Genomic DNA, 15,700 nt, shown 5'->3' on the forward strand with positions numbered 1-15,700 from the left:
TTATTGAGGTGACGAATAAAGTGCGTTCTAAAAATTGCTGCATTCAGGCGATACCAATGACCTGCACAAATTCTTCATTTTGGCGTTGGCTTCGGTGTCGCCCAGGCTGGCAGCCTTGCGATACCATTTGCCGGCCTCATTGAGATCAACCGGGTATTTACCCAAGCCATATTCGTATACAGACGCAAGCAGACGCTGCGCCATGGTATTGTCCTGGTCCGCGCTTTTTTTCAGCCAGTACACTGCTTTTGCCACGTCTTTCGGCAAACCATGAGCACCGGTCAGGTAAAAATTGCCGAGATTGGCTTCAGCACCGGCATGATTGCTTTTAGCCGCAGACTGCAACAAGGGAAGGACTTTTTTGGGATTAGGAGCTACCCCCTGCCCCTGGTCATACATCGCCGCCAATTGTACCTGTGCACGTGGCACGCCATTCCTGGCGGCCATTTCATAGTAGCGAAATGCCTTGCCCATATTTATCACACCATGCATGCCAAAGTAATAGTAATCACCGAGACGACTTTGTGATTCCACATGTCCCTGATCGGCAGCTATTGCGTACCATTTATAGGCAAGTGTGCTATCCCGCATGCCGCCATTACCTGCATCATATGTCCAGGCCAATTTATATGACGCGGCGGCATTCCCCTTTCCGGATGCCAGTGTCCAATAATGCATAGCCTGCAGCAAATTACCCTGCTTCTCCATATACTGATTGCCAAACTCATATAATTGGCTGGCTGTCGCTTGATTAACATTCATATCCGGCACTGCCGTTTGTGCCGGTGCTGGCATCGAAAACGGTGCATTTATTGTCCCTGGGATAGAAGGACTTACAGTCTTCAATGCTGGAGAGTACCCCGTATGCGGCATTGGTTCAGTAATCGGCCGGTAGGCAGGTTTATCAGTACTTGTACTTGTCTTTGTATTTATCAGTCCGCCTAAAATCATCAGCAGCATGAAACAGCCAAAGAAGCCAGACCAGATTTTGATGTTGAAATAAGGACGCTCAGCCATCGGTACAAATGGCTCAGTGCCTGTTTGTCGATCTGCAGCCATCGCACTCTGTTGCTGAGCATCATAAACAAGGCACCAGTGTTCAAGGTTCTTGCGGCTCGATACCAAAGCGGTCCACGTCGGGTATCTTTCAATCAGGTGTAACAAGAGCGAAAAGTTCTTTTCCAGATAAAGTGGGTCGGGACTGCGCTCCTCCCTGGCTCTTCTCAGCAAATCCCATTCTGCCCCATGTGCTGCAACGTTATTTTTCTCAAATTCGGCCTGCTCCAAAAGCGCCTGGTCCAGGATGCCCCCTGCTTTTCCCAAGATGAGAAGCCGTCTTGCATCCGTTTTCCAGCCAAACAATTCCGTCGCGTTCTGGAACAATTCGCCATTACCCAACTGCCAGCCTTGTAACAGGTAAGCGGCAATAAACTGTTCAAACAACCGACGGGCATCCATATGGATCAGGCGCTCATCGTCAAGTGCTTGTGCGAAACGTATTTCTGTATAAGTTTGGTCATGCTGGCGCGCGCGCATGTCTTCAAGCATCTCTTCCAGTACTTGCTTCGCCATCACTCCAGGATCATCAGATAATGGCAGTGCTTGCCCAGACAGGATTTCATTAACAGGAGCGCCAACGTCTGCCGCAGTCGTTGCTGTGATTTCCGCAGCTTGCCTGTTCTTTTTCAAATCGATTTCTTGTTGCGCCTGCCCTACATCATCAGCAGTAAGGCTGGCATCTCTTTTCGATTGCTCGCTGGCTCTGCGCGCCAGCCAGGCCAGCGCCGCTTCGTAACTCTCACGCAATGCCTGGAAGCCGTTCAGGTCAACTTCCTGGTCGATGTTTTTCAGTTGCCGCGCATAGGTGCGCTTGACCAAACGTTCATCGGCGTCAGCAGGCAATCCGTGCTGCCGAAAAAATTGTGGGATATTCATGCGTCAATTCACGGACATCAATCACACTCTTCAATTTGGCTGCGGATCAAAATCTGAATGCAGGTGGCTGTCGCTTTCTATTGAATTGAGCATGTCTGAAAACTTGCTCCTGGCTGGATTGATGAGACGCGGATTCTGCGTCTCCAGCACTGCTTCAAACTCGGTAATCTGCATGCCAAGCCAGTTGCGCAAATCACCTCGCACCTGTTGGTAAATGCGGTCTGCCCTGGCCAGCAGGGTACGCATTTCAAGTGTATCGCGTGGATGCATCTTGATTTTTTCCAGTTCGATAAAGCGTTGCTTGATCTCGGCATCGCTGAGCATGCCGGGATTGCCCTCGATGATAAGGACATGGCTTTCCGTGCTCTTGTCGACATTGGCCCTGACTTCCAGCAATCCATTGACGTCATAGGTAAAACGTACATCTACTGCTTTTTCACCATCTTGCGGCAAGGGGACCTCCAGTTGCCCCAGCAGGATATTGTCCTTGACCAGGCGCGACTCGCCCTGATAGATACGCAGCAACACATAGGACTGGCGCGGATCAACGGCATGATAATGACCGACACGGCTGACCGGCACAGCGGTATTCCGTTCGATGACCGGCGAGAAGTGGCCATCTGAAGACTTGCCGTCGGCCAGGCGCACGCTGACAGCTACGCCGAGTGAATACGGCGCCACATCCGTCATGACGACTTCTTCCAGTGCGGCATCTTTCATCTTCAGGCCAGCCTGTACGGCTGCACCCATGGCGACCACTTCGTCAGGATTGATTTCAGCGGTGGGAAAGCGACCAAACATCATTGTCACCAGACGCCTGACGACAGGCATGCGCGTGGCGCCCCCTGCCAGCACGATGCTGTCAAGTTCATGGGCGCGGATATTGGTATCGCGCAGTGCACGTTCCACAGGCTCGCGCATGCGTTTGAGCAACGGGGCGCACAACTTATCGAGCACCTCTTCATCTATCTCCAGCAGCAGATCATTACCGTCAAGCTGTATCTGCACGCTGGCTTGCTGACCGCCCGACAGCGCTCGCTTGGCGGCCTCGGCAGAGGCACCCAGTCTTTGCATGAACATGGGGTTGTTGCGCAAGCTGCTGTCGAGTTTGTTACGCTGGAAGAACAGGTCAACGATGGCGCTGGTGACGTCTTCACCGCCCAGGTAATTGTCTCCAGCAGAGGCGCGCACTTCCATCACGCCTTCAAACAATTCCAGTATCGATACGTCAAAGGTGCCGCCACCCAGGTCAAACACCAGGAAGCGGCTTTCGCTGTCAAGCTGGTGCATGCCATAAGCCAGCGCGGCCGCGCTCGGTTCATTGAGCAGGCGCTCAACCTTCAGGCCAGCAAGAACACCAGCGGTACGGGTCGCCTTGCGCTGGGCATCAGAAAAATAGGCAGGCACGGTAATGACGGCCTCAGTCACCGGTTCCCCCAGAAAGGCTTCGGCATCGGCCTTGAGTGACTTCAATACAAAGGCAGACAGTTCTTCGGCGCGAAAATCACGCTCACCGAGCCGCACCTTCTTGTCGCTGCCCATGTAGCGCTTGAATACCGAGGCAGTACGTTCAGGATGTGTCTGCAAGCGTTCTTTAGCCGCCTTGCCGACCAGTACACTACCGTCTTCATCAAGACTGACACAGGAAGGTGTGAGCATCTCGCCCAGACCATTTGGCACAAGCTGGGATTTGCCGTCTTTCCAGACTGCAACCAGGCTATTTGTTGTTCCCAAATCAATACCGATAATCATGCTAAAACTACTCCCTGCGGACTATTCCACACTCAAGACAGACAAAGCCTCATACCATAAACCAAAATCGCCAATTTTTGCGCTTTGCAGCAAAAATAATTTCAGACAGGTTCAGGCATGAGCAATGCCCAACCCTTGAGTTGAACAAGCAGAGACAGGAATTACCTTAAAAATACCGGAAGAATAAATCAGGCAAACAGGAAAATGACTGGTTAAAGCATCCAGTCATTTTGATATGAAGAAGCTCTCAGGCGAGCATGCCCGGATTACCGCCGACACCAATCAGGCGCGGGGTATTGAGTTTGCGTGGGCTGATCTTTTTGTGCGTGCGCAACCATTGCCCCACCACATCCCAGACCGGCTCACCTTTGACGCCCTCCGCCACCGGCGCCCAGCCTGCCACCTTGTAGAGCTTGTCGGCGGCCAGGGCCTGGCCGCCCAGGCGCATGTCCTGTATGCGTTTGCCCATGGCGGCGGCCGGTTCTATCGCATACGTCAGGCCGCCTACGCGCACCATGTCGCCGCCCTGCTGGTAATACGGATCGGGATTGAACAGGTTGTCGGCCACGTCTTCCAGCACGGTCTTGATGGCAGCGCCGGTCATTTCTGTCAATGTGGTGTGCGAATAGGTGGTGGCCGTCTGGTCCATCAATTGCTCCATGGTGATGGCGCTGTTGGGCAGCAACGAGGTCCCCCAGCGGAAGCCGGGCGAGAAGGCAATCTCTGCCCCCTTGACTTCCATCAATGCATCAACGATCAACTGGTCAAAACTACCATTGAAATTGCCACGGCGGTACAGGCTGCCTTCTGTGACAGCCAGCTTTTCACTGAGCTTGTCGGCATAGGGGGCGCGTACTTTCTGTATCAGCGCCTGCATTTCTGCATCGGCGGGCAGGAAGTTGGCAAACACCGGCAAGAGGCGATACTGGAAGTTCTGTATGCGGCCTTCTTTCACATCAAAATCAAGCACACCAAGGAACTTGCCATTGCTGCCGGCATTGGTGACCAGGGTCTTGCCACCAGCATTGTCAACAATCACCGGAGCAGGCATGCCGTCATGGGTATGACCGCCAAGTATGGCATCGATGCCACGCACACGGCTGGCCATCTTCAGGTCAACATCCATGCCATTGTGCGACAGCACGACCACGACTTTGGCCCCCTTGGCACGGGCTGCATCGACGGTCTTTTGCATGTTTTCTTCCTGTATGCCAAAGGTCCAGTCGGGCACCATGTAACGCGGATTGGCAATCGGTGTATACGGGAAAGCCTGGCCGATGATAGCGACCGGCACGCCATTCATTTCTTTCATCACAAAGGCTTCGAAGACGGGATCGCCAAAATCGCTGGTCTGGATATTCTGCGCCAGAAATTCAACCTTGCCCTTGAAGTCGTTCTCAACGATTTGCTTGACGCGCTTGTCACCGAGCGTCATTTCCCAGTGCGCCGTCATGACGTTGACACCCATCTTCAGACAGGCGTCCACCATATCCTGCCCATTGGTCCACAAGGCCGTGCCCGAGCCCTGCCAGGTATCACCGCCGTCAAGCAGCAGCGCGCCAGGCCGGCTCGCCTTGATACGCTTGATCAGCGTCGCCAGATGGGCAAAACCGCCAACCTTGCCATAAGTCGCGGCTGCCTGTTCAAAATTGAGACAAGTGAAGGCATGCGCTTCCGGCGTGCCGGCCTTGATGCCAAATTGCTTGAGCAAATGTTCACCAACCAGATGCGGGCTCTTGCCGAATGCAGCACCTATGCCCAGGTTGACGCTGGGTTCACGGAAGTAAAGGGGCAACAACTGCGCGTGACAGTCAGTGAAATGCAGCAAGTGCACATTACCAAAAGCAGGCAGGTCATACAACTTGCCAGCAGCAGGATTCGCCAGCGCAGCCGCAGCATCAATCTGCATGCCGCCAGCAGCGGCGATGGCCATGACTTGCAAGAATTCTCGACGGTTGAGGGACATGATAAGGGTTCCTATGTTTTACTTTTTTGTCCCGCTTGCATGCTGTGACGCAAATAGCATGCAGACAGAGTTACTGCTTTTATCTCCTTCCCCTTCAAGCGGAAGGTTGGGATGGAAATGGGTGTTGATTGATAGATATCTATAGCTTTAAAAATCCATCGCACTTCGATAACACGCCTAACCTCCGTGGATACATGCCGGGTCTCGGCGCGGCGGCCGAAATACTTTCTTTGCTTCGCCAAAGAAAGTACTCAAAGAAAGGCGACCGCAGACTTGCCCTTCGGGTGCTTACGCTGCGCTCCAGCACAATTTGTGCTGTACAGAAAATGGTTTAAGAAGAGCCGATGTTTGAGCGTAGCGAGTTTTCGGATCTTCCCATTTTTTGTACTGCACAATCGGGAACCCCGAAGGGGCAAGACGCCTCGGTCGCCTTCTTTGGCTTACTTTTCTTGGCGAGACAAGAAAAGTGAGTAGCTGTCGGGCTACCCCCGACCGGCAATCTCAGCAAACGACTACAAGAACAAAAAACCGTCATCAACCTCAACGTCATCTCAAATCAATAATACGGCATACCACAAACGCCACCGGGCTCCAGCCTGCGCTGGAGCGACGACAATACGATTGCCGTTTATCGACAGAGAACAGTCTACTTCCCAAACATTTTTTCTTACTTTTCCCGATAAAATGCACGGAGCAGAAACAAGAAAAGTGAGCAGCTGTCGGGCTACCCCGACCAGCGATCTGACATCAACGAGCACCGGTTGAAAAGAGCACAAGTAATTTTGTGGTCCAGTGTTGGTCTGATAAAACTCTAGCCCAACCTACGCAACGGTAAATAAGATTGCCGTCACTCCACCAGCGCAAACAACTGCACCACCCTGCACTTTTCAACACTGTGCCTCCCGCTTGAGCAGCACGCCACATTCACTTGTTGACCGGCGACTCCATATCGAGCAACAAGGCCATCACATCTTTCAACTGCGCCTCAGTCAACACGCCATTGTGTCCAAAACGCGGCATCTTGGAACAGGCATTGTAGGCTTGTGCATTGTAAATCTTACCCCAGGTGTATTTCATGATCTCGGGGCTGACGCCGCGCAGCTTGCCGTACTGGTACAGCGACGGGCCGATATTGCCAAAAGAGATTTCTGTCTTGCTCATCTGGTGGCAGGCATAGCAGTTGCCGCCATTGACCGCCCCCATGGGATCGGACGATTGCATGCCACGACCGTTCTGGGCAATTTTTTCGCCATTCTTCCAGTCGCCCATGTATTGGCCGTCTGCCGGATACTTGACGGTGTTCAGTTGCGCCTGCTCCAGTTTCTTTGCCTGCGCCGGTTTCAGGCCCTGCGGGCTGGCGCTGCATTGTGACTGGGCGTCGTCCTGTTGCACCATGCGCTCCATGGTGGCGGGGCCTTTGGCCTTGAAGTCGGCTTTCATCATTTCCAGCGCGGCCTTGCCGTAATCGGGTTCTGCCGCCATTACCTGTATGCTGGCCAGCAATGACGCGAGCAATATGCCTGTAGTTAATTTCTTCATGCGATATCCTCTCAACGTTTCAGGGCTGGTGCATTCATGACCGCACCTTCGGCAGACTTGGCCAGGAACATGGTCAGTGCCGTAATACTGTCTGAAGCATAGTCAGGCACAGGGAAGCGTTGCTGGCGGAAGCAGTCATTGAGCCTGTGCTGCATGGTCCTGACTTCACCCTGCGACACGCGGTAGGCGGGCCAGGTGGAATAGGCAGCCTGGGCATTGGCCTTGTTGTTCAGATTGGGCAAGTCTTGCAGACGTATGCGCTGACCGTCGGTGGAATGGCAGGATGCGCAGGCAAAATCATGTGAACCGGCGCGGTAATAGAAAATCTTCTTGCCGATTTCATACGCCTGTTTTTCCGCCGGATGTTTGGTGCTGACAGCCAGCTTAATGCCACGTGATTCTGCCGTCAGGAATGACACCATGGCTTCGATGTCGGAAGGGTTACCGGCCGAGCCAAATGGTGTCTTGCTGGCCTGCTCACGCGTCAAGCCTTGCAGGTTCATACGGCAATACATCAGCCTTTGCTCCAGGTCCATGACCTTGTTGGCGTCCTTGAAGTAACGCGGCAATTCTGCATACGCCCCCTTGGTCACGCCCGGCCCTTTGCCCAGGTCGCACTGTTCCAGCGACTGCTGGCTGGGGCCGGCCTTTTTCTTCCACAACTCCTGGCCGCGCATTTCCCATAATTCGGCAGGGTTGCCGTCGGCCAGCATTTCGCGATACTTGGCAATCTCATCGGTGGACGATGTGGTCGCCTGTGCCTGCACCAGGGCAGGTGTGGCGAGTACCGCAACCAGCGGGACCGTCATCATCAGGGTCTTCAAAGCAAAACTTGCCATGGCTTATGTCCTTATCAGGCTATCAGGGCTTCATCACTGCGTTGATCACCTTTGCTGTCGACCCAGGTGACGGATACTTTATCGCCCTTGACACCGCCCTTGAACTTGAAGGACAGAAAAGGGTCTTTGGACACTGAAGGACCAAACTGTGCATCGAGCACCAGCTTGTCTTTCCATTTTGCCTGCAGGGTCTTGATGAAATGGGCAGGCACGACCTTGCCTTCCAGGTCCTTGCGCTGACCGGTTTCCATGTCATGACGCATCAATACTTTTACTTCAACCACTTCACCCGTCACCGCTGCACGAATACGCATAGGCTCGCCCATGATGTCTCCCTCTTTTTAATTGCCTGTAACAATACTGTTAATTGATATAAATTGCACTTGATTTAAGGATTTAAGCTTCAATCATCCGCATTCATTATGCGCTAAAGAAATCTGGCTGCCATATCAGATCATACCTACCCGAAAAACGGCTTTACCGGAATGCAGAGCAAGGCGCAAAGCACAGCAATACACTTGTATTGCGCGCATTTGCAACGCAGCTATGCGCCCGGCAAATACGTTTTTTTAACCGCCGCAACCGCCCAGGGTCACCTTGATCTCTTTCGACGCCACCAGCCATTTGCCGTCAGCCTTGACCAGGGCGTGCACATTGGAAGTTTCGCCAACCTTGACGCGGGTGGTGACCGCAGGCTCCGTCCCTTCAGGGATGCCAAAACCGGCCGACATGGCGTTAGGATTTTTTTCGATCAGGATAGCGATGTATTCTGTATTGGCAGCCTTGCTGCTGACAGTGACGGGGACAACCGCACCGTTTTCGGCGATGTCGGCAGCGCTGATGCTGATGTCGGCACTGACTGCCGGGCTGCCTGCGCCCAGTGCAGCAAATGCGTCTTGCAGGTTCTTGGCTTCAAAGGCCTTGTTGTTCCACTCTGCCGCAAAAACATCAGACGGTTTGAGCAGACCAGCAGCAAAGGCCAGGCCGAATACCGTGGAAATGCGTAAAAAATCACGGCGCTGCTGCACCTGGTTACTGCTTGCTATTGCCTGCTCCATTACTGTCTCCTGAGATTACACATTAACATGACATGCCAGCATGACCTGATCATGAACAAAAACCGTTTTTTCTGGCAATTGGATAAGATTAACGCAAATTTGTTCCAGTGAATCAATATCCTCTTGCCCTCTTACAAGTTATACATCGTGAAATAATATTCACTTATCCTGCTTCAATATCCAGCCCACCATGGACTTCAGCTCAGCATCCTTGATGGTCGGTTGCGGCGGCATGGGTATCTCACCCCACACACCACTGCCACCACTCCTGATCTTTTTGCTCAGGATATTTTCCGCATCGGCATTGCCCTGGTATTTTGCCGCAATCTGCGCAAAACCGGGGCCGACCACTTTATCTTTCATGCCATGACAGGCGACGCAGGCATACTGCTTGAGCAGTTTCAGACTGTCATCAGCCGGCTGGCTGACCTTGATGACGGCTGCCTTGTTGAGGTCCACACCGCGTACGGCGCCAACTGTACGGTTCTGTTCCACCGGGTTGCCATTGGCGCTGCGGGCAGCAGGCGGCAATTCTGAAGTGATCCTGACTTCTTTTGCGCAGTCCTTCATGCAGGCGGCATTCTTCACATCGGGCTTGCCCTTGATGTCCCACAGGCCGTGCTTCTCGCTCATGCCCAGGCGGTTGGGCATGCGCTTTTGCACCTCGGCGATGTTTTCATCCGACATGACAAAATCATCAGCAACGATACCGCCCATGTTGAGGATATAGGCGGTGACGGCATACACCTCATCGGTCGTCAGGGTCTTAGGCGCATTCCAGGGCATGGCGCGGTTGATATAGTCCCACAGGGTGGACACGGTCGCCACCTTCATCAGGGTAGTACGTTGCGGCTGACTGTTGCCACTCAATGCCGCCACCCGGCCATTCTTGACATCATCCTTGGTGGTGCCACCGACAATCGGTGTAAACACCTGGTTCGATTCACCAAAGGTGCCATGACAGGAAGCGCACTTGCCGTCCCAGACCTGCTGGCCCTGGTCGACGCTGCCACGTCCCTTGGGCAAACCCTTGAAGTCGGGCCGCACATCGATGTCCCAGGCCGCCACTTCTTTGGGTGTCGCGGCGCGGCCGATGTTGGTATAGTCGGCTGCACTGGCAATGCAGGCAACACCGGCTGACAAGCCAAAACCAGTCAGCATAAGGGCCAATAAAGATTGACGTAACTCAGGCCACTTGTACATTGCTGACCTCGCCATCTTCATTGATCTTCCAGGACTGGATTGCATTATTGTGATAAATCGATTTGGTGCCACGCACTTCGCGCAGCTGGTTGATTTTGGGTTGCACATAGCCGGTTTCATCGATGGCGCGCGACTGCAATATGGCCGGTGAACCATCCCAGTTCCAGTCGATATTGAAACGGGTCAGGCACTTGCCCAGCACCGGGCCTTCCAGCCTGGCAGTGCGCCAGCTGCGGCCGCCATCGGCAGACACATCAACGCGCTTGACCTTGCCACGTCCCGACCAGGCCAGTCCGGTGATGTTATGAAAGCCTTTTTCCAGCAGCATCTGCCCGCCGGACGGCGTGGTGATAACAGATTTGCATTCCTGTATCGAGGTGTATTGCCTGTGCATGCCGTCCGGTTGCAAGTCGATATAGTGAATCGCTTCATCCTTGGTGGCCCACGGCTTGTCGCCGACTTCGATGCGACGCAGCCACTTGACCCAGGACACACCCTGCACGCCGGGCACCACCAGGCGCAGCGGGTAACCATTCTCAGGCCGCAGCATTTCGCCATTCATGCCATAGGCAACGATGACATCATCCATGGCGCGGGCAATATCGATGGTGCGCGTCATGGCGGAACCATCACCGCCTTCCGCCAGGACAAATTTGGCTTTCTTGCGGTCGATGCCGCAATCGTCGAGCAGGACGGACAAAGGCACACCGGTGAATTCGCAGCAGCTGAGCATGCCATGTGTGTACTGCACCGTCGGTACGGCGACATTGCCCCACTCGGTGGCGCTGTTGGCACCGCATTCGATGAAATGCATGCGTGATACCGAAGGCAGGCGCATCAGGTCATCCATGGTGTAGACCTTGGCTTCGCGCACCAGGCCATTGATCATGAAGCGATGCTGTTGCGGATCGATATCTATCCAGCCCTGATGGTGGCGTTCAAAATGCAGGCCGCTGGGTGTAATGATGCCAAACAGACCCTGCAGCGGCGCAAAGGCCACTGATGCCTGCGGCACCCGCGTCAGGCCGGGGGACTGGCGGCGTTGCAGGTTGCTTTCATATTTCGAAGGCTGGCCGTAAGGCTGCATGGCGACCGGGTTACCGAGCGACTTGGCCTGGTCCTGCAGGTTCAGTATCAGCGGATCGCCCTCGCCTGCCACCGGTGCAGAAGGTCTGGCCATTGCGGCACCAGAGGCCAACGCCGCCGTTGCTGCCGCAAAGCTCTTGCGCAAAAAACCACGACGCTCATCATTCAAACCTTGTTCGGTGATCGCCTGGCGCAAAGGGGCGTCCAAAAAATTCTCGGGTGCACGACGCAAAAGACCGGATTTTTTTATCTGGATAGACATGAGACTGAAACTTTCCAATGAGATACTGGGTCCATGCAATAGCAGCATGTCGTCGCTTGCAACAGCATAGTTTATTTCATAAGAACCTGTATCCGGTCTTAGTGCGCGAGCGCGATCAGAAACAGGCTCCAAGCATAATTTAACTGATCTGTCTTTGATCAGGAACAATAATACTATTTGCGCATATAATCAAATAAGAAAAGAGAAAAGGCAAATACTTTCTTTTGTGCAACGCACAAAACCTGTCTGGCAGTCAAAATTTCGACCAACCTGTCTGTTCATGCTAGATTCTGGCATCCTGTTCAAACATGCCGTTTCATCAAGATGATCCAGAAAAAAACGCTCCCTCGTTCACTCGCCTTCTCACCCGTCGCCCTCCTTATCTTCATCCTGATTTTGACGGGCTGGACAATCTCTGCCCTGTATTTCGGACAATCCTTTTTTGCCTCCCAAAAATCCCTGCGCCTGCCACAGCTGGGTGCAGCAACGGGTGCACTGTTTGTCACGCATGAGTGGTGGCGGCTGCTGGTCTCGCAATTTTTGCATGTGCATTTTTTGCATATGCTGTTCAACGCCGCCAGCATATTGGTGCTCGCCAGCAGTCTCGAACGTGCGCGCGGCGGGCTGGCGCTGATCATCATCTACCTGATCGGTGGCCTGGCAGGCCAGACTGCCAGCGTCTGGCAATACCCTGAGCTGGTGACCGACGGTGCCTCACAAGCCCTGATGGCCTTGTGCGCAGCCATGCTGATATTGCTGCCTAAAAGCAGGGTGACCTGGTTTGCCGGTCTGGTCATCGTCATCCAGGCAGCGCTCGATATCCATGCCATTGCCGGTATCAAGGCCGGACATCTGTATGGTTTCTTGGCAGGCTTATTGGTCAGTCTGGGTTTGTGGCTCGCATTGCGGCGAAAAGACCAGAAAAGCGAACAAGCTCAATCACATTGAATTTGTCTTCAAACCAAACCTGTCCAGCATGAATTCAATAAAAGCAGACAGCTTGGGCGTAGGCTGCCTGTCACGCGGATAGAGCAGATGCATGGGGCGCGGCGCAGGCACGTAGGCTTCCATCAGCGGCACCAGGCGACCGGCTGCCACCTCACCGGCGAGCAGCAATTCTGATTGCATGACGATGCCAAAACCGGCAACAGCGGCGCTCTTCAATGCCTGGCCATTATTGGAGCGCAAGCGGCTGACGGGGATATCACTGGTCTCTTCCGTCAATCGCCAGCGCACATGTTTGTTCCAGTGTAAAAAATCCAGGCATTCATGGGCTATCAGATCTGCCGGGACGCGCGGTATGCCCTTGCGTTGCAGGTAAGAAGGCGCGGCGCAGATCATCATGCGGTAAGCCTGCAGGGGGCGTGCAATCAGGCTGGAATCTTCCAGCTTGCCTATGCGGATGGCGGCGTCAAAGCCGTCTTCCACCATGTCGACCAGCCTGTCATTGAGATCAAGATCAGCCCGCATTTCGGGATAGGTCGCCAGAAAATCGACCATCGCAGGGGCCAGCAGTTCACTGCCAAAGGTGACGGGTGAAGTGATCTTCAGCAAACCACGCGCGCCGCCACGCAGGCGGGCAGCGCCGGATTCTGCATCACGTATCTGCGCCAGGATGGCCTTGCACTGATCTGCGTATTGCAAACCCAGCTCAGTCAGGCTCTGCCGCCGCGTGGTACGTACCAGCAGGCGTGCGCCAAGCAGTTCTTCCAGATAGGCGATATGCTTGCCCACCATGACGGCAGAGATATTGCACAGGTCCGCCGCTGCCGTGAAACTGCCGACGTCAACCACGGTGACAAAGACTTCCATGCTGCGCAGTTTATCCATCTTCGCCTTATTATTAATCAACAGTTAGCAATATGCGAAATATTACTGCATTTATCTGACTTTAGAAATCAAGGATACTTAATCTCATGCACACGAAGTGCACACTTTCCCGTTACCGCACAAGCCAGACAGCTTGCGCTACTTTAAAAGGATGCAAACATGAAACTCATCATCATCGGTGCCAATGGCACAGTAGGCAGCGCCATCAGCAATGAACTCGGCGCCCGCCATGAACTCATCCGTGTCGGCAAAACCAGTGGCGATATCCAGCTTGATATCAGCGACAGCGCACAGATACGCGCGCTGTTTGCCCGCACCGGCAAGGTCGATGGTGTGGTGGTGGCAGCTGGGTCCGTTCATTTTGGCGCATTGACGGAGATGGAAGAACAGCATTTCCATATCGGCCTCAACAGCAAGCTGATGGGCCAGGTGAATGTGGCGCACATTGGCCAGTCCTACCTCAATGATGGCGGTTCCATCACCCTGACCAGCGGCGTGGTCGGTGATGCACCGATACGTGCCGGCGCCAGCGCCGCCATGGTCAACAGTGCACTGGAAGGCTTTGTCCGTGGCGCGGCCATCGAATTGCCACGCGGCCTGCGCATCAATGTCGTCAGCCCCGGCCTGCTGGAAGAGTCGGTAAACAAATACGGGGACTTGTTCCTGGGTTTTGAAGCCGTCTCTTCACGCCGCGTCGCCCTCGCTTATGCGCGCAGCGTGGATGGACCAGAAACCGGGCAGATCTACAAAGTGCGCTAAACATCGTACGCTGAACGTAGTTCGCCAACTTCAAGACAGGCCAGACACTCCTGGCCTGTTCAGCAATTCTTGTATTTGCGCGCCTTGCAGGCCGCAGCCATCTGGCCTGCCGCAACAAGCTGCTCATGCGTCAGTTTTGCCGACATGTCGTCAGCACGCTTTTGTGCGGCAAGCAGGGCCAGGTTGGCAGCCAGGCTGTACCACATATGGGCCTGCACCATGTCGGCAGCAACACCCGTACCGGTCTCATACAGATTGCCCATGTTGAGCATGGCGGCCGGGTAAGCCTGCTCGGCAGCCTTGCGGTAAAGCTGCAAGGCAAGTGCTGCGTCTTTTTCCACGCCCTGGCCGTTTTCATATTTGCCGCCCAAATAATTCTGCGCACTAGCATAGCCTTGTGCAGCGGACAGCTTGAGCCATTTCAGGGCCTGAGCACTGTCCTGATCGATGCCAAGACCACGGTCATAGCGTGTACCCAGGTTGTACTGGGCGACAGCACTTCCCTGGCCTGCCGCCAGGGCATACCATTTATTGGCTTCTTCCTGGTCCATTTTGACGCCCCGGCCCGCGCCATACATGACACCCAGGTTCACCTGGGCATGGACCATGCCCTGATCAGCAGCGGACCTGTACCATTTTGCCGCCAGTGCCTCGCTCTTGTCGACGCCCTTGCCATCCACATATTGCAAGGCCAGGCTGTATTGCGCATCGGCATAATTGCGCAAGGCAGCCTGGGTATACCATTTGACAGCCTCGGTAAAATCCTGGTCCACGCCCTGGCCATCCCTGTACATGCTGCCCAATGCATGCTGGGCGGCGGCGCTGCCTTTGGCAGCGGCTTTCCTGAACAGCTCCAGGGCCTTCTCTTCGTCCTTTTCAAGGCCATTACCGTTCAGATAGGCGTAGCCCAGACCGACGTGCGCATTCAGGTTGCCTTGCGCCATTGCCAGGCGGTACAGACGGACTGCCTCCACCGGGTCACGCTCAATACCGTCGCCGCGCATGATGTGCAACGCCAGGTTGTTCTGGCCCATGGACTCCCCCTTGGCCGCGGCGCTTTTATACCATTTGAGCCCCTCTGCCACATCCTTATCCACACCCTGGCCGTGGACATAGCTATAGCCAAGCGCTACCTGTGCTGCTGTATTACCCTGTTCGGCGGCCAGGCGAAACCATTTCACGGCTTGCCCCAGGTCCTTGGCGACGCCTGTGCCGCTGACAAGCGCCCTGCCATAGGCCAGCTGTGACGCCGGATCGCCGTTGGTGGCCTTCTCCAGCAGATCGGCTGGCATGGGGCGGACTTCCGAAACCACGGAAATGGTCGGCGCCAGGACAGGCTTCTCCGCGGCAGGCGTTGCTTTTGCCGTGCTGGCCTGCGCAAATGCCTGCAATGACACTGAGGTCAGCAGGCTCATCAATAAAATGGAATGCTTCATCTTGTACTCATATTCATCATGTCAGGAGGCGGCTT

Annotated in this window: 13 protein-coding genes; 2 read left to right on the plus strand and 11 right to left on the minus strand. The window is 54.5% G+C overall.

The features are described from left to right. Positions 1-27: 27 nt before the first annotated feature. The 9 genes from LZ463_RS26055 to soxC form a co-directional block, all read right to left on the minus strand. Positions 28-1,935 carry a tetratricopeptide repeat protein gene (locus tag LZ463_RS26055; protein ID WP_241459241.1) on the minus strand — a complete coding sequence of 636 codons (1,908 nt, stop codon included), beginning with the start codon at positions 1,933-1,935 and terminating at the stop codon, positions 28-30. A gap of 30 nt (positions 1,936-1,965) precedes the next feature. Then, positions 1,966-3,687, minus strand: coding sequence for a molecular chaperone HscC (locus tag LZ463_RS26060; RefSeq protein WP_241459242.1), 1,722 nt, complete (start codon positions 3,685-3,687; stop codon positions 1,966-1,968). 247 nt (positions 3,688-3,934) lie between these two features. Further along, entirely contained in the window at positions 3,935-5,653 is a 1,719-nt protein-coding gene (gene soxB / locus LZ463_RS26065; protein ID WP_241459243.1) for a thiosulfohydrolase SoxB, read from the minus strand. A 924-nt stretch (positions 5,654-6,577) separates the two neighbouring features. Then, positions 6,578-7,135, minus strand: coding sequence for a sulfur oxidation c-type cytochrome SoxX (gene soxX / locus LZ463_RS26070; protein WP_489686155.1), 558 nt, complete (start codon positions 7,133-7,135; stop codon positions 6,578-6,580). Positions 7,136-7,203: 68 nt separating this feature from the next. Then, positions 7,204-8,031, minus strand: coding sequence for a sulfur oxidation c-type cytochrome SoxA (gene soxA / locus LZ463_RS26075; RefSeq protein ID WP_241459245.1), 828 nt, complete (start codon positions 8,029-8,031; stop codon positions 7,204-7,206). 14 nt (positions 8,032-8,045) lie between these two features. Next, positions 8,046-8,357 (minus strand): thiosulfate oxidation carrier complex protein SoxZ, encoded by a 312-nt coding sequence (soxZ, locus tag LZ463_RS26080; RefSeq protein ID WP_241459246.1) that lies wholly within the window; start codon positions 8,355-8,357, stop codon positions 8,046-8,048. Positions 8,358-8,600: 243 nt separating this feature from the next. After that, positions 8,601-9,089 (minus strand): thiosulfate oxidation carrier protein SoxY, encoded by a 489-nt coding sequence (soxY, locus tag LZ463_RS26085; RefSeq protein WP_241459247.1) that lies wholly within the window; start codon positions 9,087-9,089, stop codon positions 8,601-8,603. Between the two features lie 159 nt (positions 9,090-9,248). After that, positions 9,249-10,292, minus strand: coding sequence for a c-type cytochrome (locus tag LZ463_RS26090; RefSeq protein ID WP_241459248.1), 1,044 nt, complete (start codon positions 10,290-10,292; stop codon positions 9,249-9,251). Then, entirely contained in the window at positions 10,276-11,640 is a 1,365-nt protein-coding gene (soxC, locus tag LZ463_RS26095; protein ID WP_241459249.1) for a sulfite dehydrogenase, read from the minus strand. Before soxC ends, LZ463_RS26090 begins: the two co-directional genes overlap by 17 nt. Positions 11,641-11,964: 324 nt before the next feature. Between soxC and LZ463_RS26100 the strand changes: the two genes are divergently transcribed. Then, positions 11,965-12,588, plus strand: coding sequence for a rhomboid family intramembrane serine protease (locus LZ463_RS26100; protein WP_241459250.1), 624 nt, complete (start codon positions 11,965-11,967; stop codon positions 12,586-12,588). Here LZ463_RS26100 and LZ463_RS26105 read toward each other — a convergent pair. After that, positions 12,580-13,470, minus strand: coding sequence for a LysR family transcriptional regulator (locus tag LZ463_RS26105; RefSeq protein ID WP_241459251.1), 891 nt, complete (start codon positions 13,468-13,470; stop codon positions 12,580-12,582). The two genes, LZ463_RS26100 and LZ463_RS26105, sit on opposite strands and share 9 nt — an antisense overlap. 159 nt (positions 13,471-13,629) lie before the next feature. Between LZ463_RS26105 and LZ463_RS26110 the strand changes: the two genes are divergently transcribed. Further along, entirely contained in the window at positions 13,630-14,229 is a 600-nt protein-coding gene (locus tag LZ463_RS26110; protein ID WP_241459252.1) for a short chain dehydrogenase, read from the plus strand. 59 nt (positions 14,230-14,288) lie between these two features. Here LZ463_RS26110 and LZ463_RS26115 read toward each other — a convergent pair whose 3' ends face one another. After that, on the minus strand, positions 14,289-15,665 hold the full coding sequence (locus LZ463_RS26115; protein WP_241459253.1) for a tetratricopeptide repeat protein: 1,377 nt from the start codon (positions 15,663-15,665) through the stop codon (positions 14,289-14,291). Positions 15,666-15,700 lie beyond the last annotated feature (35 nt).

It is taken from the genome of Undibacterium paludis (assembly GCF_022568815.1).
In the GTDB taxonomy this organism is placed as follows: domain Bacteria; phylum Pseudomonadota; class Gammaproteobacteria; order Burkholderiales; family Burkholderiaceae_D; genus Undibacterium.

What these genes read in the sequence shown, in the direction of transcription:
- LZ463_RS26115 (WP_241459253.1), bottom strand. Translation starts at nt 15,665, where the DNA reads ATGAAGCATTCCATTTTATTGATGAGCCTGCTGACCTCAGTGTCATTG.
- soxX (WP_489686155.1), bottom strand. Translation starts at nt 7,135, where the DNA reads ATGGCGGCAGAACCCGATTACGGCAAGGCCGCGCTGGAAATGATGAAA.
- soxC (WP_241459249.1), bottom strand. Translation starts at nt 11,640, where the DNA reads ATGTCTATCCAGATAAAAAAATCCGGTCTTTTGCGTCGTGCACCCGAG.
- LZ463_RS26100 (WP_241459250.1), top strand. Translation starts at nt 11,965, where the DNA reads ATGATCCAGAAAAAAACGCTCCCTCGTTCACTCGCCTTCTCACCCGTC.
- soxA (WP_241459245.1), bottom strand. Translation starts at nt 8,031, where the DNA reads ATGGCAAGTTTTGCTTTGAAGACCCTGATGATGACGGTCCCGCTGGTT.
- LZ463_RS26055 (WP_241459241.1), bottom strand. Translation starts at nt 1,935, where the DNA reads ATGAATATCCCACAATTTTTTCGGCAGCACGGATTGCCTGCTGACGCC.
- LZ463_RS26105 (WP_241459251.1), bottom strand. Translation starts at nt 13,470, where the DNA reads ATGGATAAACTGCGCAGCATGGAAGTCTTTGTCACCGTGGTTGACGTC.
- LZ463_RS26110 (WP_241459252.1), top strand. Translation starts at nt 13,630, where the DNA reads ATGAAACTCATCATCATCGGTGCCAATGGCACAGTAGGCAGCGCCATC.
- soxZ (WP_241459246.1), bottom strand. Translation starts at nt 8,357, where the DNA reads ATGGGCGAGCCTATGCGTATTCGTGCAGCGGTGACGGGTGAAGTGGTT.
- soxY (WP_241459247.1), bottom strand. Translation starts at nt 9,089, where the DNA reads ATGGAGCAGGCAATAGCAAGCAGTAACCAGGTGCAGCAGCGCCGTGAT.
- LZ463_RS26060 (WP_241459242.1), bottom strand. Translation starts at nt 3,687, where the DNA reads ATGATTATCGGTATTGATTTGGGAACAACAAATAGCCTGGTTGCAGTC.
- soxB (WP_241459243.1), bottom strand. Translation starts at nt 5,653, where the DNA reads ATGTCCCTCAACCGTCGAGAATTCTTGCAAGTCATGGCCATCGCCGCT.
- LZ463_RS26090 (WP_241459248.1), bottom strand. Translation starts at nt 10,292, where the DNA reads ATGTACAAGTGGCCTGAGTTACGTCAATCTTTATTGGCCCTTATGCTG.